Origin of the sequence: Corynebacterium sp. HMSC074A09, assembly GCF_001811545.1 — a bacterium.
Classification (GTDB): domain Bacteria; phylum Actinomycetota; class Actinomycetes; order Mycobacteriales; family Mycobacteriaceae; genus Corynebacterium; species Corynebacterium hiratae.
This window is the reverse complement of the sequence record NZ_KV805124.1, coordinates 30,910-50,078: the sequence shown is the minus strand read 5'-3', so window position 1 is coordinate 50,078 and position 19,169 is coordinate 30,910. Positions and strand designations below refer to the sequence as shown.

21 protein-coding genes and 1 tRNA gene are annotated in these 19,169 nt (G+C 59.2%); 16 read left to right on the top strand and 6 right to left on the bottom strand.

The genetic code is table 11. The features are described 5' to 3' along the window. Nucleotides 1-71: 71 nt before the first annotated feature. Nucleotides 72-686, top strand: coding sequence for a MazG nucleotide pyrophosphohydrolase domain-containing protein (locus HMPREF2807_RS02595; RefSeq protein WP_070510320.1), 615 nt, complete (start codon nucleotides 72-74; stop codon nucleotides 684-686). Here HMPREF2807_RS02595 and HMPREF2807_RS02590 read toward each other — a convergent pair. Beyond that, entirely contained in the window at nucleotides 683-1,105 is a 423-nt protein-coding gene (locus tag HMPREF2807_RS02590) for a hypothetical protein (RefSeq protein WP_070510318.1), read from the bottom strand. The two genes, HMPREF2807_RS02595 and HMPREF2807_RS02590, sit on opposite strands and share 4 nt — an antisense overlap. Nucleotides 1,106-1,328: 223 nt before the next feature. Here HMPREF2807_RS02590 and HMPREF2807_RS02585 point away from each other — a divergent pair, with 223 nt between their 5' ends. The 9 genes from HMPREF2807_RS02585 to HMPREF2807_RS02550 all read left to right on the top strand — a co-directional run bounded on the left by HMPREF2807_RS02585 (nucleotide 1,329) and on the right by HMPREF2807_RS02550 (nucleotide 11,235). Further along, nucleotides 1,329-2,120, top strand: coding sequence for a lytic transglycosylase domain-containing protein (locus HMPREF2807_RS02585; protein ID WP_049155526.1), 792 nt, complete (start codon nucleotides 1,329-1,331; stop codon nucleotides 2,118-2,120). Between the two features lie 143 nt (nucleotides 2,121-2,263). Beyond that, entirely contained in the window at nucleotides 2,264-3,541 is a 1,278-nt protein-coding gene (gene eno / locus HMPREF2807_RS02580) for a phosphopyruvate hydratase (RefSeq protein ID WP_049155525.1), read from the top strand. Nucleotides 3,542-3,723: 182 nt separating this feature from the next. Next, a complete protein-coding gene (locus HMPREF2807_RS02575; RefSeq protein ID WP_070510315.1) occupies nucleotides 3,724-4,275 on the top strand; it encodes a septum formation initiator family protein in 552 nt (183 codons plus the stop codon). 34 nt (nucleotides 4,276-4,309) lie between these two features. Next, complete coding sequence (locus HMPREF2807_RS02570; protein WP_046648324.1) at nucleotides 4,310-4,858, top strand: DUF501 domain-containing protein; 549 nt, start codon at nucleotides 4,310-4,312, stop codon at nucleotides 4,856-4,858. 16 nt (nucleotides 4,859-4,874) lie between these two features. Next, nucleotides 4,875-5,828, top strand: a complete 954-nt coding sequence (locus HMPREF2807_RS02565) for a Ppx/GppA phosphatase family protein (RefSeq protein ID WP_070510312.1) — start codon at nucleotides 4,875-4,877, stop codon at nucleotides 5,826-5,828. A gap of 105 nt (nucleotides 5,829-5,933) precedes the next feature. Next, a tRNA-Leu gene (locus tag HMPREF2807_RS02560) sits at nucleotides 5,934-6,010 on the top strand. Between the two features lie 1,010 nt (nucleotides 6,011-7,020). After that, complete coding sequence (locus tag HMPREF2807_RS02555; protein WP_070510309.1) at nucleotides 7,021-7,821, top strand: Bax inhibitor-1/YccA family protein; 801 nt, start codon at nucleotides 7,021-7,023, stop codon at nucleotides 7,819-7,821. An 854-nt stretch (nucleotides 7,822-8,675) separates the two neighbouring features. Further along, complete coding sequence (locus HMPREF2807_RS13855) at nucleotides 8,676-9,350, top strand: DUF3558 domain-containing protein (protein ID WP_158010522.1); 675 nt, start codon at nucleotides 8,676-8,678, stop codon at nucleotides 9,348-9,350. Nucleotides 9,351-9,516: 166 nt separating this feature from the next. Continuing rightward, nucleotides 9,517-11,235 carry a hypothetical protein gene (locus tag HMPREF2807_RS02550; protein ID WP_369816133.1) on the top strand — a complete coding sequence of 573 codons (1,719 nt, stop codon included), beginning with the start codon at nucleotides 9,517-9,519 and terminating at the stop codon, nucleotides 11,233-11,235. A 96-nt stretch (nucleotides 11,236-11,331) separates the two neighbouring features. Here HMPREF2807_RS02550 and HMPREF2807_RS02545 read toward each other — a convergent pair whose 3' ends face one another. From HMPREF2807_RS02545 to HMPREF2807_RS02535, 3 genes are all read right to left on the bottom strand, one after another. Then, nucleotides 11,332-11,574: a hypothetical protein gene (locus tag HMPREF2807_RS02545; RefSeq protein ID WP_046648328.1), complete on the bottom strand. Its 243-nt coding sequence runs from the start codon at nucleotides 11,572-11,574 to the stop codon at nucleotides 11,332-11,334. Between the two features lie 48 nt (nucleotides 11,575-11,622). Continuing rightward, nucleotides 11,623-12,144 carry a transcription elongation factor GreA gene (greA, locus tag HMPREF2807_RS02540; RefSeq protein WP_046648329.1) on the bottom strand — a complete coding sequence of 174 codons (522 nt, stop codon included), beginning with the start codon at nucleotides 12,142-12,144 and terminating at the stop codon, nucleotides 11,623-11,625. Between the two features lie 117 nt (nucleotides 12,145-12,261). After that, the gene (locus HMPREF2807_RS02535) at nucleotides 12,262-12,753 is read right to left on the bottom strand and encodes a DUF4307 domain-containing protein (RefSeq protein ID WP_046648330.1); all 492 of its coding nucleotides are present in this window, start codon (nucleotides 12,751-12,753) and stop codon (nucleotides 12,262-12,264) included. Between the two features lie 92 nt (nucleotides 12,754-12,845). Here HMPREF2807_RS02535 and mca point away from each other — a divergent pair, with 92 nt between their 5' ends. The 3 genes from mca to HMPREF2807_RS02520 are packed head-to-tail and all read left to right on the top strand — an operon-like array spanning nucleotide 12,846 to nucleotide 14,825. Then, nucleotides 12,846-13,736 carry a mycothiol conjugate amidase Mca gene (gene mca, locus HMPREF2807_RS02530; RefSeq protein ID WP_046648345.1) on the top strand — a complete coding sequence of 297 codons (891 nt, stop codon included), beginning with the start codon at nucleotides 12,846-12,848 and terminating at the stop codon, nucleotides 13,734-13,736. 3 nt (nucleotides 13,737-13,739) lie between these two features. Further along, nucleotides 13,740-14,033 carry a hypothetical protein gene (locus HMPREF2807_RS02525; protein WP_046648331.1) on the top strand — a complete coding sequence of 98 codons (294 nt, stop codon included), beginning with the start codon at nucleotides 13,740-13,742 and terminating at the stop codon, nucleotides 14,031-14,033. A 21-nt stretch (nucleotides 14,034-14,054) separates the two neighbouring features. Next, a complete protein-coding gene (locus HMPREF2807_RS02520; protein ID WP_046648332.1) occupies nucleotides 14,055-14,825 on the top strand; it encodes an isoprenyl transferase in 771 nt (256 codons plus the stop codon). 14 nt (nucleotides 14,826-14,839) lie between these two features. Here HMPREF2807_RS02520 and coaA read toward each other — a convergent pair whose 3' ends face one another. Beyond that, on the bottom strand, nucleotides 14,840-15,766 hold the full coding sequence (gene coaA / locus HMPREF2807_RS02515; protein WP_046648333.1) for a type I pantothenate kinase: 927 nt from the start codon (nucleotides 15,764-15,766) through the stop codon (nucleotides 14,840-14,842). A 196-nt stretch (nucleotides 15,767-15,962) separates the two neighbouring features. Between coaA and glyA the strand changes: the two genes are divergently transcribed. Further along, entirely contained in the window at nucleotides 15,963-17,264 is a 1,302-nt protein-coding gene (gene glyA, locus HMPREF2807_RS02510; RefSeq protein WP_070510305.1) for a serine hydroxymethyltransferase, read from the top strand. Here the strand turns inward: glyA and HMPREF2807_RS02505 are convergent. Continuing rightward, nucleotides 17,261-17,581, bottom strand: coding sequence for a DUF5997 family protein (locus HMPREF2807_RS02505; RefSeq protein ID WP_083299207.1), 321 nt, complete (start codon nucleotides 17,579-17,581; stop codon nucleotides 17,261-17,263). The genes glyA and HMPREF2807_RS02505 overlap by 4 nt on opposite strands. Nucleotides 17,582-17,679: 98 nt before the next feature. Here HMPREF2807_RS02505 and HMPREF2807_RS02500 point away from each other — a divergent pair, with 98 nt between their 5' ends. Further along, nucleotides 17,680-18,381 carry a LysR family transcriptional regulator substrate-binding protein gene (locus tag HMPREF2807_RS02500; RefSeq protein WP_070510302.1) on the top strand — a complete coding sequence of 234 codons (702 nt, stop codon included), beginning with the start codon at nucleotides 17,680-17,682 and terminating at the stop codon, nucleotides 18,379-18,381. 127 nt (nucleotides 18,382-18,508) lie between these two features. After that, a complete protein-coding gene (locus HMPREF2807_RS02495; protein ID WP_070510299.1) occupies nucleotides 18,509-19,165 on the top strand; it encodes an LGFP repeat-containing protein in 657 nt (218 codons plus the stop codon). The last annotated feature ends 4 nt before the right edge of the window (nucleotides 19,166-19,169 follow it).

Below are 19,169 nucleotides of genomic sequence, written 5' to 3'. Positions count from 1 at the left end.
TACCCCTTAAGGCGGGCTTTTGTGCAACTGCAGCGAAAGCTCATGGAGCCCGGGACCTATACTCGTTGCTTATGACTGTCCTGTTGTTAGATCCGCGCTGGCCCACCCTAATCCCTCTAGAGGCCGTTGGAAAACTGCAGGGACCTGTTGTTTTTACCGATGAAGTACCGGTGAAGGTGCGGTGGAATTTCGACCAGCTCCTGTGCGGTGAGGATCCGGCGGGCCACGGTGTTGTGGTGAGCACAGATCCGTCCCACCCGCAGGTGCGCGCGCTTATCGACGCCCACGCGGAGCTCATCCTTGCCCCCTCCCTGGAGGAGCCGATGTGGCAGGCGCGCGAGGTGATGACGCGGGCCCGGCGCATCGGGGAGTGGGAGCGCGATCAAACCCATGAGAGCTTGCTGCCGTATCTGGAGGAAGAGTCCGCGGAGTTCGCCGAGGCGGTGCGGGAGCGCGCCTCTGACGCCGAGCTGCTCAAGGAACTCGGTGATGTTTTCTTACAAGTCCTTTTCCATGCCGAGATAGCGGCGCGCCGCGGAGCTTTTAGCCTCGATGACGTCGCCATGTCCTTCGTCAACAAAATGCGCTCCCGCGCGCCCTACCTTTTTGACGGCACGGAGGACGTCGTGGAGGTAGGGGAGCAGGAGCGCCTGTGGGCCGAAGGCAAGGCCCGAGAAAAGGACTAGCCCTTCTGGATAATGGAGGACAGCAGGGGAGCGTAGTCGGTGAGCGTGGAGGACAGGCCAGTGCCGCCGGTGGCGATGGTGTCTTCCTTGACGATCTTGCACTCGAGGGCGCGGTCAGCGGTCTGGCCGGAGTACTTCACAGCGGCGAGGGCCAGCGCGCCGAGATCCTCGGAGTTGCCCAGAGCCATGAGGTTCTTCGACAGCTGGTTGCGGGTGGTGTCCGGGCCGAGCAGCTCGCCCTCGGTCGCCTGATCCATCAGCGTCAGGGTGCTGCGGAGGGTGTTGCAGTCAGCATTCTGGATGCCTTGGGAAAGGAAGCCGCCCAACTCCTCGAGGGATGCGGCGGACGCGGTGGCGGGCACGACAGCACCCAGGGTGACAACAGCGGCAGCGGTGGCAGCGATACGGCGGATGAACATGGAACTCCTTGAGATTGAAGAAAGGGCGTTGAAAGAACGTGCAGGACCGGCGTAGGCGCGGCGGACCGTTCATCGGTGCAGTGTAGCGCACAATGTTACGCATGGGAATACTTTGACATAATTACTCAAAATATTTTTGCTTAGCTAGGTTCCTTTCGTCGCCAAGCGGCGCCCTCTGTGTCGGTCTAACCCACACGTGAAACCGTCTGTAGTATTCACCTTTATGACACAGGGGCTACGGAGGATTGGGGGCTGTGGCCTCGGCATTGTCTTGGCCATCATTCTGATCATTTCCCTGGTGGCGTGGAGTCTTTCCTTCCTTGATAAGCCTTCCCCGTTCCGGCAGCTGTCCCCCGTTCCGGAGGATCTTCCACCCGTCGGTGGGGCAGAGGTGCCCAATATTGATGTCGAAGCGCCAGGGCGCACCGCGGACAAGTTGACGTGGTGGTCTGATCAGCTTGCCGACGCCACCAGCATCCCCGCCCAAGCTTTGCGGGCCTATGGCAACGCCGAATTGATCGCGCGGCAGTCGTGGCCGAACTGCAATCTGCGCTGGAATACCCTCGCCGGGATTGGCTGGGTGGAAACCCGTCACGGGACCTATAACGGCAATATATTCCACCGTTCTTCACTCGATGAGAACGGTCACCCCGAGCCGCCCATCGTGGGTATCCCTCTCGACGGTACGAACAACACCACCCACGTTCCGGACAGCGATGGCGGCGTGTTTGATGGCGATACTGAGTTTGATCGGGCGGTAGGCCCCATGCAATTCATCCCGTCTTCGTGGGAGCATTTTGGTCGCGACGCCAACGGTGATGGCGTAGCCGATCCAAATCAAATCGATGATGCCGCGCTGGGCGCTGCCGCCTTGTTGTGTTTCGGCGATAGAGACCTTTCGACGCCGGAAGGCTGGCGCTCAGCCATCCTCAATTACAACCAATCCGAGGATTACCTGCGTAAAGTGGCCGCTGCGGCGAATTCCTATGCCATCGAACAGCCTGCGACGTCCTAGCGCCTTTCTAGATCTTTATCACGTTGTCCGTTTCCGCCCGACACGTTCCGAAGTTTTCTGGAACAATTGGCTGCAGGTGGTTTGGGAGCCCCTCCCAGAACACGAACCCAAGATCAATTTGGCTCTATAGGAGTGAAAGCAGCATGGCTGACATCATCCACGTAATGGCACGCGAAATTCTTGATTCCCGCGGTAACCCCACCGTTGAGGCTGAAGTATTCCTCGACGATGGAGCACGCGGTGTGGCCGGCGTTCCGTCTGGCGCTTCCACCGGTGTTCACGAGGCTCACGAGTTGCGTGACGGTGGTGACCGCTACTTGGGCAAGGGTGTTCTCAAGGCAGTTGAGAACGTCAACGAAGAAATCGCTGATGAGCTTGCCGGCTTTGAGGCCGATGACCAGCGCCTGATCGACCAGGCCCTCATCAAGTTGGACGGCACTGATAACAAGTCCCGCCTCGGCGCCAACGCCATCCTGGGCGTCTCCATTGCCGCTGCCAAGGCTGCTGCCGAGTCTGCTGGCCTGCCGCTCTACCGCTACGTCGGTGGCCCGAACGCTCACGTCCTGCCCGTTCCGATGATGAACATTCTCAACGGTGGCTCCCACGCTGACTCCGGCGTGGATGTCCAGGAGTTCATGATTGCTCCGATCGGCGCGGAGTCCTTCTCCGAGGCGCTGCGTCAGGGTACCGAGGTCTACCACGCCCTCAAGAACGTCATCAAGGACAAGGGCCTGTCCACCGGTCTGGGTGACGAGGGCGGCTTCGCTCCGTCCGTCGAGTCCACCAAGGCTGCACTCGACCTCATCGTTGACGCAATCAAGAAGGCCGGTCTGAAGCCGGGCGAGGACATCGCCCTGGCACTCGACGTTGCTTCTTCCGAGTTCTTTAAGGACGGCAAGTACCACTTCGAGGGCGGCGAGCACACCGCTGAGGAGATGGCTAAGGTTTACGAGGATCTCGTTGCCAACTACCCGATCGTCTCCATCGAGGACCCGCTGCAGGAAGATGACTGGGAGGGCTACACCAAGCTCACCGCAGCCATCGGTGACAAGGTCCAGATCGTGGGCGATGACTTCTTCGTCACCAACCCGGCCCGCCTCCAGGAGGGCATCGAGAAGAAGGCAGCCAACGCACTGCTGGTGAAGGTTAACCAGATCGGCACCCTGACCGAGACCTTCGACGCCGTCGAGCTGGCTCACCGCAACGGCTACCGCACCATGATGTCCCACCGTTCCGGCGAGACCGAGGACACCACCATTGCTGACCTCGCGGTTGCCCTCAACTGCGGCCAGATCAAGACCGGTGCCCCGGCACGTTCTGAGCGCGTGGCCAAGTACAACCAGCTGCTGCGCATCGAGCAGGAGCTCAGCGACGCAGCCGTCTACGCCGGCCGCTCCGCATTCCCGCGCTTCCAGGGCTAATTTCTAGGAGTAGCCGGGAACCGGCCACTCGCTGAGATAGCGTCGAAGCGAAAGGTGTCACAGGAAACTGTGGCACCTTTTTTCGTCGGGGTGGCCTCCATAGCGCTGTGGCGCATGTTATTTCTGAGACACGACGCGCGCCGCGCACTACCTGGGCTGTAGCGGGATACAATGACTTCCCGATGGCACGCACTACTTCTTCCCGCACGAAGCGCCGGAACACCGTTCCGGTCCACACGCGTGCCCGCGACGCTCAGCGCACCAAGCCGAAGAAGAATCCGTCCCAGCCTAAGGGGCTCGACATTCTGGGAGTGGGCGTCATTATCGCCGTCGTGCTCATAGTCCTCTTATCCATTGCCGTTCCGCTGCGCAATTACTACCATGGCCAGTCGGAGATAGCGCGCCTGGAAAGCTCTATTGCCGCCAAGCAGGAGCAAAAGGAAAACCTCCTCACCGAGATTGATAAGTATCGATCCGAGGAATACGTCAAACAAGAAGCACGTCGTCGCTTCGGTGTGATGGATGAAGGAGAAACCGCGTTCCGCATCATGGATCCGCGGATGGACTCAGGCGATACGGTGACCTCGGAACGCCGCGAGGACGTCGACGAGCGCGCGTGGTACACGGTGCTGTGGGATTCGGTGTCACAGGATGCTGAGACCCCACCGAACACTGAAACCCCACCGGAAGCGGAGAACCCGCCGGAAGACTTAGTCGAAGCTCCTGCTGAATAGGACGCACCCGCGCCTCCGTGTCACAATGGTTCCTATGACCGTGACCGATGCTGATCTTGAAGTCGTCCGCGAACAATTGGGCCGCACTCCGCGCGGCGTCGTGGACATTGCTTACCGCACCCCCGACGGAGCTCCTGCCGTGATTAAGACGGCGCCTAAGCTTCCCGACGGCACTCCGTTTCCTACCCTCTATTACCTCACTGATCCGCGCCTGACCGCCGAGGCATCGCGCCTTGAAGTTGCCCACGTCATGAAATGGATGGAGCAGCGTCTCGCGGCGGATGAGGACTTGCAGAAGGACTACCAGGCAGCGCATGAACACTACCTGGAAACCCGCAATGCCATGGAGGATTTGGGCACTGATTTTTCCGGTGGCGGCATGCCTGAGCGCGTTAAGTGCCTCCACGTGCTTATTGCTTATGCCTTGGCAGAAGGCCCGGGCCGGGTCCGCTTTGGCACCGAGGCCGTCGCGATGGCTGCAGAACACGGTAAACTCCGGGGAAGCGCCATCCCGGAGGATTGGCCCACCGTGGGGGACCTGGGCATTGATATGACCCAGTTTGATTTTTCTAACGCCGGTTAAGAGAAAGGCTAGCCTTATGACTCGCGTCGCTGCTGTCGACTGCGGAACCAACTCCATCCGCCTGCTCATCAGTGAGATCCAAGAGGATGGCAAGATTCGGGATATCTCCCGCACGATGGAGATCGTCCGCCTCGGACAAGGCGTCGACGCCACCGGTGAATTCGAGCCAGAGGCACTCGCGCGGACTCGTGCAGCCCTCGAAGAATACGTCAAGCAGATGAAATTTGAGAAGGTTGAGCGCGTGCGGATGGTGGCAACCTCGGCAACACGTGATGCCAAAAACCACCGCGAGTTCTTCGATATGACCGAGGAGCTTCTTGGTCAGGTCCAGCCGGGTGCCCGCGCGGAGATCATTTCCGGGGAGGAGGAAGCACTGCTGTCCTTCACCGGTGCGGTGGGGGACCTGCGCTCTGAGAAGGGGCCCTACTGCGTCATCGACTTGGGCGGCGGTTCGACGGAGTTCGTCGTCGGGACAATCGACGGCGAGATTCTCGGCTCCCACTCTGCGCAGATGGGGTGCGTGCGACTCACTGAGCGCATGATGCGCAACGATCCGCCTACCGAAGCAGAGATTGAGATCGCTACTGATTACGTCGCTGAACGCATGGCTGAAGTGGAAAAGATCGTGCCCATCGACAAAGCCCAAACCTTTGTCGGCTGCGCCGGTACCTTCACGACGCTCTCGGCGCTGGCTCAGGGCATGGAACGCTACGATGCTGACTCCATCCACGGATCCGAGCTGCGCTTCGACGCTCTGCGGGTACTCACCCGGCAGATGATCGGTTTGTCCTCGGACGTGAGGGCCCTCAACCCCGTCATCCACCCGGGCCGCGCCGATGTCATCGGCGGCGGCTGCGTGGCCGTGGAGGGCATCATGACGATGATTGAGCGCAACAGTGATGCTCGTTCCTTCTTCATCAGTGAGAAGGACATCCTCGATGGCATCATTAGCGGCCTTGTCGCAAACTAAGCGAACTAGGCCGGTACCGTCCCGCGGACCGGCACAGTTCTACGGTTGCCGACCCTATTTTCGGCATGTGTCCACCCGTGCCCTAAGATAAGTGGGCACGGTTTGGCCCCCATAGCCCAATCGGCAGAGGCAGTCGACTTAAAATCGATTCAGTGTGGGTTCGAGTCCCACTGGGGGCACCACTGGGGGCACCATGACCAGCGGAAACGCTGGAGAAGATCGCCAAAAAGGCGCGAAGGTGTCCAAAAAGTGTCCAAAAATTACGCGGACATGTTGGCTCAGACACTGCTTGTGTAGGGGTACGTGTGGATTGGCCCCAAAGCAGACAAGCGTGGAAGCCGACTACAACTTCCAGCCCTGTCTGTCGGATTCCTAGTTCAGTTCTTCCCGACACTGCTCTTTGGTCTTCCCTGATTCGAGGCAGTTAGCCCAATCAATTTGGCCTTGTACCCACGGGCTTGGTTGCTTTAGCTGCTGTTCTTCGGATGGGACTAGTCCGGCGTTTCGCTCGTCTTCGAGATACTGCTCACCACCACGCGTATCGAAGCACCACTGGGAGTAGGAGACAGTGCCGTCTGACCATCGTGCTGGGCCAGGGGTGCCCTCAAGGCATTCCACGACGGTGGGTTCCGCGGGTACTTGTTCTACTGCTACAGGAGCGTCGGATGCGAGAAGTTCTGGGTCAGGTTGTGCCTCTTCCACGTGGGACTCTGGTTCCGTGGATGTGGAGGCGTCTGCGGGGGAGGTACTGGACGGGCTTGTGCTTGGTGGCGCCTCGTCGGGCCCAGTTTCGTTGTTGCTAGTACTCGTTGGGCTTGGTTCAGGTGCGGGCCCGGTGCTGCAACTGCCGAGGGCAAAAGCAATAGCAGCAACCGCAAGGCTAAATTTCTTCATGCTGCTTGCTGCCTTCCATTGAAGTGATAGTGAATGAAAAGAACCCTAGCCTCTTCGCAGCGTCCTTGGACGAGGAGCGGGGAGAAGACCTCACAATCCTTAGCCAAGGACACAGTGTGCTACCTCAGCGCAGCGGAGCTTCCCGACGTTTCGTTGACACGTGTGGACAATTTTGCGAATTTTGGGATTTTTGGGAACTTCCTAGCAATGGGGCACGTTGATCCCAGTGAAATGACAAACACGGCACCCCCTCCGGGGCTGCTTTTAGAGAAAGACTGTGAAAGGAATCGGGATTCGCGTGCGTTCTAGTAACCCCGTGATGAGTTCCCTCTCGTCCAGCCAAAGCCAGACCCAGGGTAATCCCTACGGGCAGAGTGACAATCCATTCAGCCAAGAAAACCGCAGCGCTGATCGTCCGCTGACGGTTGATGATGTCGTGACCAAGACTGGCATCACCTTGGGCGTCATTATCGTTATGGCCGTACTCAACTTCGCTATTGGTGAGTTGATCAACCCGGGCATCTCAATGATTCTTACCTTGGTTGGTGCGCTGGGCGGTTTCGTTACTGTTCTGGTCTCAACGTTTGGTAAGAAGTTCGGATCTGCTGCGGTGACGTTGATCTACGCAGTGTTTGAAGGCCTTTTCGTGGGCGGATTCTCGCTCATGTTTGCCGGCGTATCCTTCGGTAACTCCGATGGTATGGCGCTTATCGGCCAGGCCATCATGGGCACCGTTGGCGTATTTATCGGCATGCTGATGGTCTACAAGACCGGTGCAGTCAAGGTCACCCCGAAGTTCAACAAGATTATGTTCGGCCTCATCGCCGGCGTGGCTGTGATGGCGCTGGGCAACTTCCTGGGAGCTATCTTCTTCGGCTTTAACCCGCTGCGTGATGGCGGCATGCTTGCCATCATCTTCTCCTTGGTCTGTATCGTTCTGGCCTCCCTGTCCTTCATGACGGACTTTGATCAGGCTGACCGTCTCATCCGCCAGGGCGCTCCGGCTCAGTATGCTTGGGGCATCGCTCTCGGCTTGGCTGTGACCCTGGTCTGGCTCTACACCGAGATTCTCCGTCTGCTGAGCTACTTCAGGGACTAGCCTCGGCACCGCCTTTAAGAACCGGCGGCCGGCACCCACAACGACTTCTGGGTGCCGGCCGCCGGTTTTCTATGTCCAGTTCGCTTGCAACTACAACCCCCGTGGGGAAGCAAGGCGCTCAGTGCTGCGCGATAGGTGGCGATGTCCTAGGCATGAGAAGAGTGCCTTCCCCATTGTTAGTACACGTGTGCCAGGGGTCTTGCGATTATTTGTGTGCCTCAATTGGCAATTTCTCACCTTGCCAGGCGGGGCGCGAAGAGAAAGAAACAAGCCTTGCAAAAAGTGCAAATCGGCGAGAAGATGCCGTTGTCTTGGGAGAAATGTTCGATCACCCAAGTCGGAAAAACGGATGGAGAATCCCGTCCACGGTGTTCCGGAGTGAACTTTGGCAGCAGTACGGCGTGTGGCCTGGATTCACTTTCTACGACTGGTTGCCACCCTTCTCCATGGAAGTTGTGCAAGGTTACAGGTGGTTTTATGGACAGTTGCGTGGATGAAGCTGGCTCTTACTTCCGAAACGCGTGATGGGGTCGTGCCTGCAGGGTGAAAAACGACGAACGAATGTTAACAGTGTTGTAATTAGGGGGCACCTGCATGGTCATAATCGGCAGCGCAGGCACAAGAGTCTCACGGCGCGCACCCACAATTCTTACAGGCGACGACCAGCACCTATTTATGAACCTTTTATCACTCGCATCTAATACATCATTATCTGCAACCCATTGAAAATGGACTATGTGGGGTTGGCGCGACATATTGCGCATTCTCGTGCATTCTGGTCGCAGAAGCCGCTCGCTGAGCTTGGCTCTGGTGAGGGGCTTCTGATAGTCAGAAAAGTTGGTTGAAGGGAAACCATGAAGCGAATCGGGGGCCTTGCGTTGGTGGCGGTTTGTATAGGGGTGCTTTCAAACTGTGCAGCTCCGCTGGGCCTTAGTGCTCGCGACAATGGTAAAAACTCGGGGGGCTTTAGCAACTTTTCTGGCGACATGTCCGGCGGTGGCTCAGTGGACTCGGGGGTCGCTGAAGCCACCGCCACGAAGGTGCGAGAGTCTCAAGCTTCAAGCAGTGAGTCTCGTGCGGGCGGTGGGGTACTACCGCCACTTGGTGAATTTGATCGTACGGAGCCTGGCTTTCAGGTGTTTGATCCATGTAGCGAAATTGCGGGGATTGATTTAGAAGAAGCAGGTTTGGACACGCGCTTGGAGTCGAGCGTACGAGAATCCGGCTTTTCTCACTGTGGGTTTGAAGCTGAAAACTCAGATGGTCAGACCGCCTTTGTCGGGTTGGGGGTAACGGATATTGGTATTGAACAACTGGAAAGACAATCTGGGGGCCGAAGGATTTATGAAGGGGAGAAACTACCAGTTATTGCCCTCCAGGATCCTACTTTTGGACGGCTATTCTGCACCGTATATCTAGAGACAGTTAGGGGAACCCTAGTACTCGAATTCAGCGGTTTTGGTGCATTTCAGGGGGACGAAGAGCGCTGCGCTCTAGGGGAAGAAATTCTTTACACGCTTGCTACATAAAGGAACAAATATGCAAATTAACTTGTCAAACTTGTTCAATCAACTATCGGAAATAAATGGACTATCGGCACAGCTCAAGGGTATCGCGGATAAAGCGCACTCTCCGCTTAACAGTGGGTTTTCTCCTGTTACGGGAATAAAGGAGGTTGGGGGTATTCATGAACGAGTGCTTACTCATGATCCAGGTTCCGCCCAGCGTTCATTGCAAGGCTTTAACACGCAACTGGCATGGTTAGCAGAGGCGCTCCAGACCGAGCTCGCCGGCTTCGAATCACAGGATGAGCTCAACAGCAGAGGGCTGGATGTCGCAGACGCCGGTGGCGGGGGCGCGGCGGAGGCGATGCCGATCGTGTCGCAACCAGATCCGGGATACAGCCCATTTGGGTTTACGGTTCCCATCGTTGACACCGGTGCATCAATCATGGGACTGGCATCCAACTTGTTCAGCACCCGTTTCTGGGATGTCTCGGAAGCGAATGCGCGGTGGGGAGCCTTGAGTGGAGAAGTCGCCGATATCGTAGCGGGGCTGGAAAACTCGGCCGCGTCGTTGGAGGAGGAGAATGATAGCGAAGCCACCACGCGAGCGGCCCAGAAGATTCGTGAAGTTGCGAAGGCGGGCACACACTTCATTGCCAATGCCGAGGTCATGCAACAAAAGCTGTTCGGCTTCCAAGCGCAGCTAATGAATGTGCAGCCAGAGGCAATCGCCTTGGCCTTCGAGGTAGCAGCAATTCCAGATCCCGTCGCACGCGAGGCCGCAGAACAGGCGGCGTTGGGATATATGCAGGGCGTGCTTCAACAGCAGGTTATTGCCGCCATGCCCTATCAGCACGCGCTCATGGATGCGGCACCACCCAGCGGTGGTGGGGATGTCAGTACCCAATTCGGCGCGGTCGCAGGTGATGGATCCCGCTACACCACGGAAGGCGTTGCCTGGCCGCAGCAGATTGCTGAGGCGATGGAAAGCGGCGCCGTCGGGCCAGGTTCCTTCGGCGTTGCAGACGGTGAAATCCAGGGGCTTGAAAGCGTTGGGATGGATGCTGGTGACATCGCGAAGTTTCATAGCGCATTGCATGATCGTGGACGCACGATCCTCAGCGAGTTGGGTTTCGGAGATTCGTTGGCACCCGTTAGTGCGGCGGACGTGAACACGTCGGCCGCGAGCGCAGGCGTAGGAACACTGAACCCGTCTCATGCTGGTGTTCCGGGGACGTCGGCAACTCAGATTGGTGCGCCGAACATTGGCGCTGGTCTGAGTGGACTAGGAGGCCTAGGCAGCGGTGCCGGTGGGCAGGGACTTGGCGCCGTTGGCCTTGCGAATGCGCGCGGCAACGCGCTACCTGGGGGTGTTGCCGGACTCAGCGGCCGGGGGCTGGGCCGGTTACCGGAGATGTCGGCGAATCCGACGACTGCAGCGGCGGGGCTAGGCGGCTTCGGTACTGCGCCCAGCGGACCGCAGACGGGTACGCACCCGGTTATCGGTGGCCTTCCCGGGGCCGTAGCGGGGAGTGGACTGCAGAGGGACGGAAGGGCGTCGCTAAGCGCAGGCAGTATGGCCGGAGGAGGAGTGATCGGTGGCGCTGGTGGAGTTGGCGGCGTCGGCGCCGGCAGCGCCGGTGGTATTGGTAACGCTGGCGGTACAAATAGTGTCGTAGGTGCCGCTGGGGGAGCAGGCGCCGCGAAGGCTAGCGGCGGTCAAACCCGCGGCGCGGGTATGCGGATGATGCCCATGATGGGCGGAGCAGCCCGCGGCGGTGAAAGCGAAAAGAGGATCAAATCCGTCACCACGCAGGTTGAACGCGATCCGAACCGCCGAGATCTCCTCGGTGAAGCGCCCGCGGTGCTGCCCGGAGTCATCGGCGAGTGGGCCCGGGAAGAAAACTAGGGGCCGTGGGTGAGGGATATTCTCTCATAACCTCATAACGCGAAAAGCGGCGCCCGAATAACGGGACGCCGCTTTCGCTTTAAGCTGACGGTGAGCCTACTGCTGAACCGGAGCAGTGGTGTACTCGGCCGGAGCAACCTCAGTCTCAGCCGTGGCTTCAGTCTCAGCCGTTGCTGCGGTGGACTCGGATGCACCAGCACCCGGCGCCTCACCGGTGAAGGTGGCACCGGTGTCGACCTTCTCAGTGGAATCCTGCTCGCTCGGCGGGTGGCAAGCAGCCAGGGTGAGTCCAGCGGAGACAACCAGACCAGCGGCAGCGAAACGAGTGAACTTCTTCATGTGATAAAACTCTTTCTCAGAAAAACGATGACCTAAGAGCAGTATAAATTAGGACTTGCGCGGAGTTGCGGCCTTTGCGGAATCATAAGGTGCCGCGGAGACCACGGTCACCGACAAGGTCTTGCCGTTCGGCGCGGTGTACTCGCGGGTTTCGCCCTCAGCAGCACCCAGGAGGGCAGCACCCAGCGGGGACTGCTCGGAGTAGGTCTCCAGATCCTTGTTATCCGATGCCGCAGCGCGGGTACCGATAAGGAAGGTCTCGCGGTCTTCCTTGTCACCGTTGTAGTAGACATGGACGACAGAACCGATGTGGGCAACGCCTTCCTGGACGGCGGTGCGCTCGGTGGTGGAGTTAGCCAGAACCTCGGAGATCTGCTTGATGCGGGCCTCTTCCTGGTCCTGCATTTCGCGGGCGGCGTCGTAACCCGCGTTCTCCTTCAAGTCACCTTCCTCGCGGCGCTCATTAATCTCGGCGGCGACGACCGGGCGGTGGTCGATGAGGGCCTGCAGCTCGGCCTCGAGCTTGGCCTTGGTTTCCGGGGTGATGTACTGCTTCTGCTGCTCAGCCATAGTGCAACCTTCCGTTGACGGTTCCTGATGAACGGTTTTATTTCTTAAAGACTGGGCCTAAAAGCGCAGGTGGCGCGGCCCATTCAGAACGCTCAACATACTAGCATAGCTGGGCTTTTACTCGGCGTTTGCCTCACCCGCAGAATCCATGGTGCTGATATCGAGGTAGGAGGGGATATTTCCGGAGCAGCCGTAGACGCCACCGGCGACGGCAGGGTGATTGGTAGGGATGTCCACGGCGACGCGCTGGGCGGCTTCGCCGCCAGCCGGCACGGCAATTTCGCGGCGGCCCACCTCTGCCTTGGAATAGTCAAAAGCCTGCACGATGCAATAGGCAGGCTCCTCCACGCGGTTGCGGGTGATGTCTACCCACACGCGGGCGGTATCGTCGGAAAGAATCTCGTGGGTGACATAGGAGATGTCCGCGTTAATTTTCTGTTGGCTGCGCACGTACTGCACGCCAAAGACGACGGCCGCCACCAGCATGCCCAGGAAAATCAGGACTAGGGCCCGATTGGTCCAGGATTTCCCCGTGCGAGCAGAGGAGGACGAGGAACCGTAGCGAGACCGTGCGCGTGCGGAGCGAGAAGCAGGTTGGGCGTCAGACATGAGTCTGATTCTATCCAACGGTCGCTACGAAGTTACTATCCACTAGACTGGGCCTCTGTTTAAAGAAGCGATGTAGGGAGATGTATCACCCAGTGAGCACAAAGCGCCTTTTGGCTATTCACGCGCACCCTGACGATGAATCCTCGAAGGGTGCTGCGACGACCGCGAAGTATGCCGCGGAGGGAGCGGAAGTCCTCGTCGTGACCTGCACCGGCGGTGAGCGGGGGGATATCATCAACCCAGCCATGGACCGTCCCGGCGTCCTCGAGAACATGGGCAGTATTCGTCGTGAAGAAATGGCGAAGGCCGCCGCCGCCTTGGGAGTACAGCACCGGTGGCTCGGGCACGTGGACTCGGGCCTTCCGGGTAATCCGCTGGCCCCCAATATCAAGGACCTGCTGCCTGAGGGCTGCTTTGCTCTCAAAGAAGATGATGATGTGGCCCAAGAACTCGTGGAGATCATTCGGGAGTTCCGCCCCCAAGTCATCATTACTTATGACGAAAACGGCGGCTACCCGCACCCGGATCACCTCATGGTCTACCGTGCTTCTATGTTGGCGTGGGAGAAGGCGGGCGATGCCGCCTACCACCCAGAATTGGGAGAGCCGTGGGAGCCGCAGAAGCTCTACTACACGCACGGTTTCGTGTACCAGAGAATGAAGATCTTTCACGACCTCCTTGTAGAAGAGGGAAAGATTAGCCCCTATGAGCCGATGCTGGCGCGCTGGGACACCGCTTTTGGTGACATCATGGCGCGCGTGACCACGCAGGTAGAGTGCGCGGATTACTTCCAAAACCGGGAGGACGCCCTGCGCGCGCACGCCACCCAAATCGATCCGGCTGGTGCTTTCCTCGCTACGCCCGTCGCCGTGCAGCAGGAGCATTGGCCAACGGAGGAGTTCGAGTTGGCCAAGACCCGTGTCTCGTCCTCACTGCCAGAGGACGACCTGTTTGCGGGAATCCCGGAAGTAGGGGAATCTTAAAGTATGAACGCTTTGTACTTCGCGGCGCATGACGTCGCCCTGCTCGCCCAAGGGAGCCAAAGCGGGCCGGTGGGACCGGAGTTCGGTAAGGCCTCGCCCATTGGTTTGCTGATCCTCGTTCTCATGGGAGTGGCCGTCCTTTTTGCAGGCTGGAACTTTCACCGCCGCTATTCGCGCTTCCGCCGCCGCACCATGTTCGCGCAGGATCATGGCATCGATCCTTTTGATGATGAGGCGGTCGATGCGGCAATGAAGGAAGCCGGCATCCTCGATAACAGCAAGAAGTCCATCTTTTAACGCAGAGGACGTTTCTCCACCGTGAAGTTCCTAAGCCAGCTCCTATACCCCCTCTATGAGGCGCGCCTAACGCGTGAGATTAAAAACAAACCGCAACCACGCCACGTGGCAATCATGGCGGATGGCAATCGCCGCTGGGCGCGCGAGGCGGGCTTTACGGATATCAGCCACGGCCACCGGCAAGGCGCGCGGAAGATCAGTGAGATGATTTCGTGGTGCCAGGGCACCGACATTGAAGTCGTCACTATCTACTTGCTGTCGACGGAAAACTTGAAGCGCAGCGAGCAGGAAGTGCAGTTGCTTTTCGACATCATCTCGGATGTCGTCACGCACCTCTCCCAGGGTGACTTGGATTGTCAGATCCGCCTGGTCGGGCACCTAGATCTGCTCCCCGAGCAGGTCACAGCCAAGATGCAGAGTGCGGCTGAGGCTACCGAGGATCACCAAGGTGTCATCGTCAATATTGCGGTGGGCTACGGCGGGCGCCAAGAAATTGTGGATGCCGTACAGAACTTGATCCGTAGTGAAGCACGCAAGGGGCTGAGCGCTGAAGAAATCGCGGAGAACGTGACGGCGGAGGCCATCACGGGCAACCTGTACACCAAAGGGTTGCCGGATCCCGACCTCGTCATTCGTACCTCCGGTGAACAGCGGCTGTCCGGGTTCCTTCTGTGGCAGGCAGCCTATTCCGAGATTTGGTTCACGGATACCTACTGGCCAGCATTTCGCCGGGTGGATTTCCTGCGTGCCTTGCGCGACTATTCTCAGCGCTCGCGCCGCTTTGGGCGCTAGCCGGGTTACGCCGCCTAGAGCTTGCGCATCCTGACCTGTTCCACCAAATGGTGTGATCCTTTGCGCAGAACCAGGGAAGCGCGCACCCGGGTGGGCAGAATATTCTCAATGAGGTTGGGCAGGTTGATGGACTGCCAGATCTCACGTGCCTGCGCGTAGGCTTCCTCATCCGTCATGTCCGCGAAGGAAGCGAAGTGCGCGCCCGGCTCGCGGAAGGCAGTGTGCCGGAGCTTGAGGAAGCGGTCGATGTACCACTTCTCAATGTCGTCCACGCGGGCATCGACGTAGACAGAGAAGTCAAAGAGATCTGACACCATGAGGGTTGGCCCGGTCTGCAGGACGTTGAGGCCTTCCAAGATGAGGATGTCCGGTTGCCGGACCTCTTGGAATTCATCGGGGACGATGTCATAGGACACGTGCGAATACAGCGGTGCGGTAACCAGTGGTTTGCCGGATTTAACGTCGGTAACAAATCGCATGAGCGCGCGGCGGTCATAAGACTCCGGATAGCCCTTGCGCTGCATTAGCCCGTGCTCTTTGAGGTAGGCGGTGGGGTAGAGGAAACCATCGGTGGTGACGAGGTCGACCTTCGGGTGGGAATCCCAGCGTTCCAAGAGCACTTGGAGCAAGCGCGCCGTCGTCGATTTGCCCACGGCGACGGAGCCGGCGACGCCGATGACGAAAGGCACGTGCGTCGGTGGGTTACCCAAAAAGGCCTCGGTGGCGGCGGTGAGTTTCTGGCGGGCCTCCACCTGCATGTGAATGAGACGGGATAGCGGCAGATAGACTTCCGCCACCTCGGTGAGATCGATGCGGTCACCAATACCACGGAGTTTTTCCACCTCGGTGGCCGTCAACACCTGTGGCATGGATTTACGCAGGGCACGCCACGTATCGCGGTCAAAATCGAGGTACGGGCTCGCATCGGTCATTCGCGCCATGCCGACTATTGTCGCACTGCATCCGGCGCCTCGTGCAATTGCCCCGAATGAAAAGATTCTTAGAGGCCCCCGCGCGGGGGATAGGGGCGTTAGGATGTAGAACTAGCTTCGGCGATTTCTAAAGCCGGTGGTGTTGTGCTGCGAGCGGGCGCTGCTGGCTATTTTGACCATCTGTAGGAAGGGACACCACGCTTTCATGACGACTACGAACAATTCAGACGTGCGCTACCAGGAGATGCGAGATCTTGACCCCGAGGTCTTCGATGCTATTTCTGGTGAGATCGCTCGTCAGCGCGATACCCTCGAGATGATTGCTTCGGAGAACTTCGTCCCCCGCGCCGTTCTGCAGGCGCAGGGTTCTGTTCTCACCAACAAGTACGCAGAGGGCTACCCGGGGCGCCGCTACTACGGCGGCTGCGAGCACGTTGATGTCGTGGAGGACCTGGCTCGCGATCGTGCCAAGGCGCTTTTCGACGCCGAATTTGCCAACGTCCAGCCGCACTCCGGTGCCCAGGCCAACGCTGCGGTGCTGGCGTCGTTGATCCAGCCGGGTGACAAGATCATGGGCCTGTCCTTGGCGCATGGCGGCCACCTGACCCACGGTATGAAGCTGAACTTCTCCGGCAAGCTTTACGACGTTGCCGCGTATGAGGTTGACCCGGAGACCATGCGCCTCGACATGGACAAGGTCCGCGAGCAGGCTCTGGCTGAGAAGCCGCAGGTGATCATTGCTGGTTGGTCCGCCTACCCGCGGACCATCGACTTTGAGGCCTTCCGCTCCATCGCCGATGAGGTCGGCGCCTACCTGTGGACGGATATGGCGCACTTCGCGGGCCTCGTGGCCGCCGGTCTGCACCCCTCCCCGGTGCCGCACTCCGATGTTGTGTCTTCCACCGTGCACAAGACGCTTGGTGGCCCGCGCTCCGGAATTATCTTGGCCAAGCAGGACTTTGCCAAGAAGATCAATTCCAACGTCTTCCCGGGCCAGCAGGGTGGTCCGCTGATGCACGTCATCGCGGCAAAGGCTATTGCTCTCAAGATTGCGGCCACCGAGGAGTTCAAGGAGCGACAGGAGCGCACCCTGGAGGGCGCTCGTATTCTGGCTGAGCGCCTAACCGCTGAGGATTGCACCAAGGCGGGCGTCGACGTTCTCACCGGAGGCACCGACGTGCACCTCGTCCTGGCGGATCTGCGCAACTCTGAGCTCGATGGCCAGCAGGCAGAGGACCTCCTCCACGAGGTCGGCATCACCGTGAACCGCAACGCGGTTCCGAACGATCCGCGCCCGCCGATGGTCACCTCCGGCCTGCGCATTGGTACCCCGGCCTTGGCTACCCGCGGTCTTGACGCGGCGGCCTTCACCGAGGTGGCCGATGTTATCGGTACCGCGCTGGCAAATGGTAAGAACGCGGACGTCGCCAAGCTGCGTGCCCGCGTGGAGAAGGTCGCCGCGGACTTCCCGCTCTACGACGGCCTTGAGGACTGGAAGCTGGTCTAAGCTTCCTTGCGCTCCTCAGCGTGAGCTTTCCGGGCGGCCTCGAGCCACTCGGGCATTGCGCTGAGGAGCTCTTTGATTTCTGCGGTGGTCAGAGGGCGGTCCATCTCGTTCTTCTTCAGCGCGGTCACGGAAATGCCCAATTTCTGTGCCACCACCGGGCGCGGGTGCGGGCCCTCGCGGCGTAGGGTGGCCAGCCACTCCGGTGGGTTCTCCTGCAAGTCGCGCAATTGCGCGTGCGTTACTGCATTGGCTTGAAACTCCTCCGGGGCGGCCGGCAGGTAGATGCCCAGCTTTTTAGCTGCGGTTTGCGCGCGCATGGCGGTACCGGAAGGCTGCTGGGTTTCGTTGGCTGGGGTTTCATTATTCGGGGTATCAGTCACGCTCACCACGCTAGCAGCACCGTAGTATGAGGTGCATGCTCCGCCTTGTCTTTTGCACTGGTACAGAACCCGGTAAATGGTTTCGCCGCTACCGTGACTCGCATTCTCTCGAGTCCCTGGTGACCGCCGACGCCGATGATGCGATGGCGGCTCTTCTTGCCCAGGAAGCTGACCTTGCTCTGACCCGCCTGCCAGATCCGCGGGTCGATGACAGCTTTCATGTGGTTCGGCTGTACGAGGAAGCGCCTGGGATCGCAGTTCCGAAGGATTCCGTGTACGCCGAGGTAGGGGAGGACATTACATCGGAGGATGTAGCCGAAGAGATCGTGAATTACCGGATTGCGCAGGATGGCAGCGTCGACGTCCCTGCCCTGCGTACCGCTCTCCAAGTTGTGGCAGCCAACGTGGGCGTGGCCATCGCACCTCGACCTCTGCTGAAGGTGCTCAGCAAGAAGCAAGTAGTGGCTCTAGGTCTGGAGGATCCCACTGTTGCGCGCACGGAGATCGCTTTGGTGTGGCGCCGAGCAGACGATGGTGACGAGATTCAGGATTTCGTCGGCGTGGCGAAGGGAAGGACGCGGAATTCTTCCCGCAATGTTGCTGAGAAGCGCAGTGCCCGTGACAAAGCAAAGGCTAAACAAGCACGCAGAAAGTCGCAAGGAAAGTCTCACAAGGACTCGATTTCCAAACCGTTATCGAAAAGATATAGGGGGTCTCAGCAGCGGAAACGTAGATAAGGAAGGCTCTTTGTTGTCAAATCATAGGTGCATCGGTGGCGGGGCGGCCGCGGCCGAGCCTACGGTGGACTTCGTTCCCAACAAAAGTACTTAGAACAGTGCTCAACAAAAGAGAAAGGTTTAGATAATGAAGAAGATGACTCGTCGTTTCGCTGCTGGTATCGCCGCTGCCACCCTGTCCCTGGGTGTCGTTGCCTGCTCCGATGCCGAGGACGCCGCTAAGGACGCTGGCGACGCTGCACAGTCCGCCGCGTCCGACGCTACCGATGCTGCCGGTTCCGCTGCTAATGAGGCTAAGGACTCCATCAACGGTTCCGAGTCCGCTGAGGCTTCTGATTCTGAGGCTTCCGATTCCGAGGGTGCTGATTCCTCTGAGGCGGAGTCCTCCGACGCGGATTCCGCTGATTCTGAGGGTGCCAAGGGCGATAAGGAGAGCGTCTCCACCGCTAACGGCGAAGTAGAGGTCCCTGCCGACTTTGCACAGGCCATCAAGGACAAGGCCGCCGAGTGGGGCGATCCGGAGTCCATCGAGTCCACCGATGCCGGTAGCGTTGCTACCTTCGCCAAGGACAAGCTGCTGGCATTCAGCGAGGACGATGGCTCCCAGCCGATCATCGGCAAGATCGCTGAGACCTGGACCGAGGAAGGCGGCTTGGACAGCAAGGTTGGCCTGCCGACCGCCCCGGAGAAGGCCGAGGGCAACGGCTGGGTACAGGAATTCACCAACGGCACCATCTCCTGGATGCAGGGTGAGTCCGGCGAGTACGAGGCCACCATTAACTAAGAGG

Excerpts from the sequence above, each read along its gene's own strand:
- HMPREF2807_RS02595 (WP_070510320.1), top strand. The coding sequence starts at position 72 with ATGACTGTCCTGTTGTTAGATCCGCGCTGGCCCACCCTAATCCCTCTA.
- HMPREF2807_RS02590 (WP_070510318.1), bottom strand. The coding sequence starts at position 1,105 with ATGTTCATCCGCCGTATCGCTGCCACCGCTGCCGCTGTTGTCACCCTG.
- HMPREF2807_RS02585 (WP_049155526.1), top strand. The coding sequence starts at position 1,329 with ATGACACAGGGGCTACGGAGGATTGGGGGCTGTGGCCTCGGCATTGTC.
- eno (WP_049155525.1), top strand. The coding sequence starts at position 2,264 with ATGGCTGACATCATCCACGTAATGGCACGCGAAATTCTTGATTCCCGC.
- HMPREF2807_RS02575 (WP_070510315.1), top strand. The coding sequence starts at position 3,724 with ATGGCACGCACTACTTCTTCCCGCACGAAGCGCCGGAACACCGTTCCG.
- HMPREF2807_RS02570 (WP_046648324.1), top strand. The coding sequence starts at position 4,310 with ATGACCGTGACCGATGCTGATCTTGAAGTCGTCCGCGAACAATTGGGC.
- HMPREF2807_RS02565 (WP_070510312.1), top strand. The coding sequence starts at position 4,875 with ATGACTCGCGTCGCTGCTGTCGACTGCGGAACCAACTCCATCCGCCTG.
- HMPREF2807_RS13855 (WP_158010522.1), top strand. The coding sequence starts at position 8,676 with ATGAAGCGAATCGGGGGCCTTGCGTTGGTGGCGGTTTGTATAGGGGTG.
- HMPREF2807_RS02545 (WP_046648328.1), bottom strand. The coding sequence starts at position 11,574 with ATGAAGAAGTTCACTCGTTTCGCTGCCGCTGGTCTGGTTGTCTCCGCT.
- greA (WP_046648329.1), bottom strand. The coding sequence starts at position 12,144 with ATGGCTGAGCAGCAGAAGCAGTACATCACCCCGGAAACCAAGGCCAAG.
- HMPREF2807_RS02535 (WP_046648330.1), bottom strand. The coding sequence starts at position 12,753 with ATGTCTGACGCCCAACCTGCTTCTCGCTCCGCACGCGCACGGTCTCGC.
- HMPREF2807_RS02525 (WP_046648331.1), top strand. The coding sequence starts at position 13,740 with ATGAACGCTTTGTACTTCGCGGCGCATGACGTCGCCCTGCTCGCCCAA.
- coaA (WP_046648333.1), bottom strand. The coding sequence starts at position 15,766 with ATGGCGCGAATGACCGATGCGAGCCCGTACCTCGATTTTGACCGCGAT.
- glyA (WP_070510305.1), top strand. The coding sequence starts at position 15,963 with ATGACGACTACGAACAATTCAGACGTGCGCTACCAGGAGATGCGAGAT.
- HMPREF2807_RS02505 (WP_083299207.1), bottom strand. The coding sequence starts at position 17,581 with ATGCGCGCGCAAACCGCAGCTAAAAAGCTGGGCATCTACCTGCCGGCC.
- HMPREF2807_RS02500 (WP_070510302.1), top strand. The coding sequence starts at position 17,680 with ATGCTCCGCCTTGTCTTTTGCACTGGTACAGAACCCGGTAAATGGTTT.
- HMPREF2807_RS02495 (WP_070510299.1), top strand. The coding sequence starts at position 18,509 with ATGAAGAAGATGACTCGTCGTTTCGCTGCTGGTATCGCCGCTGCCACC.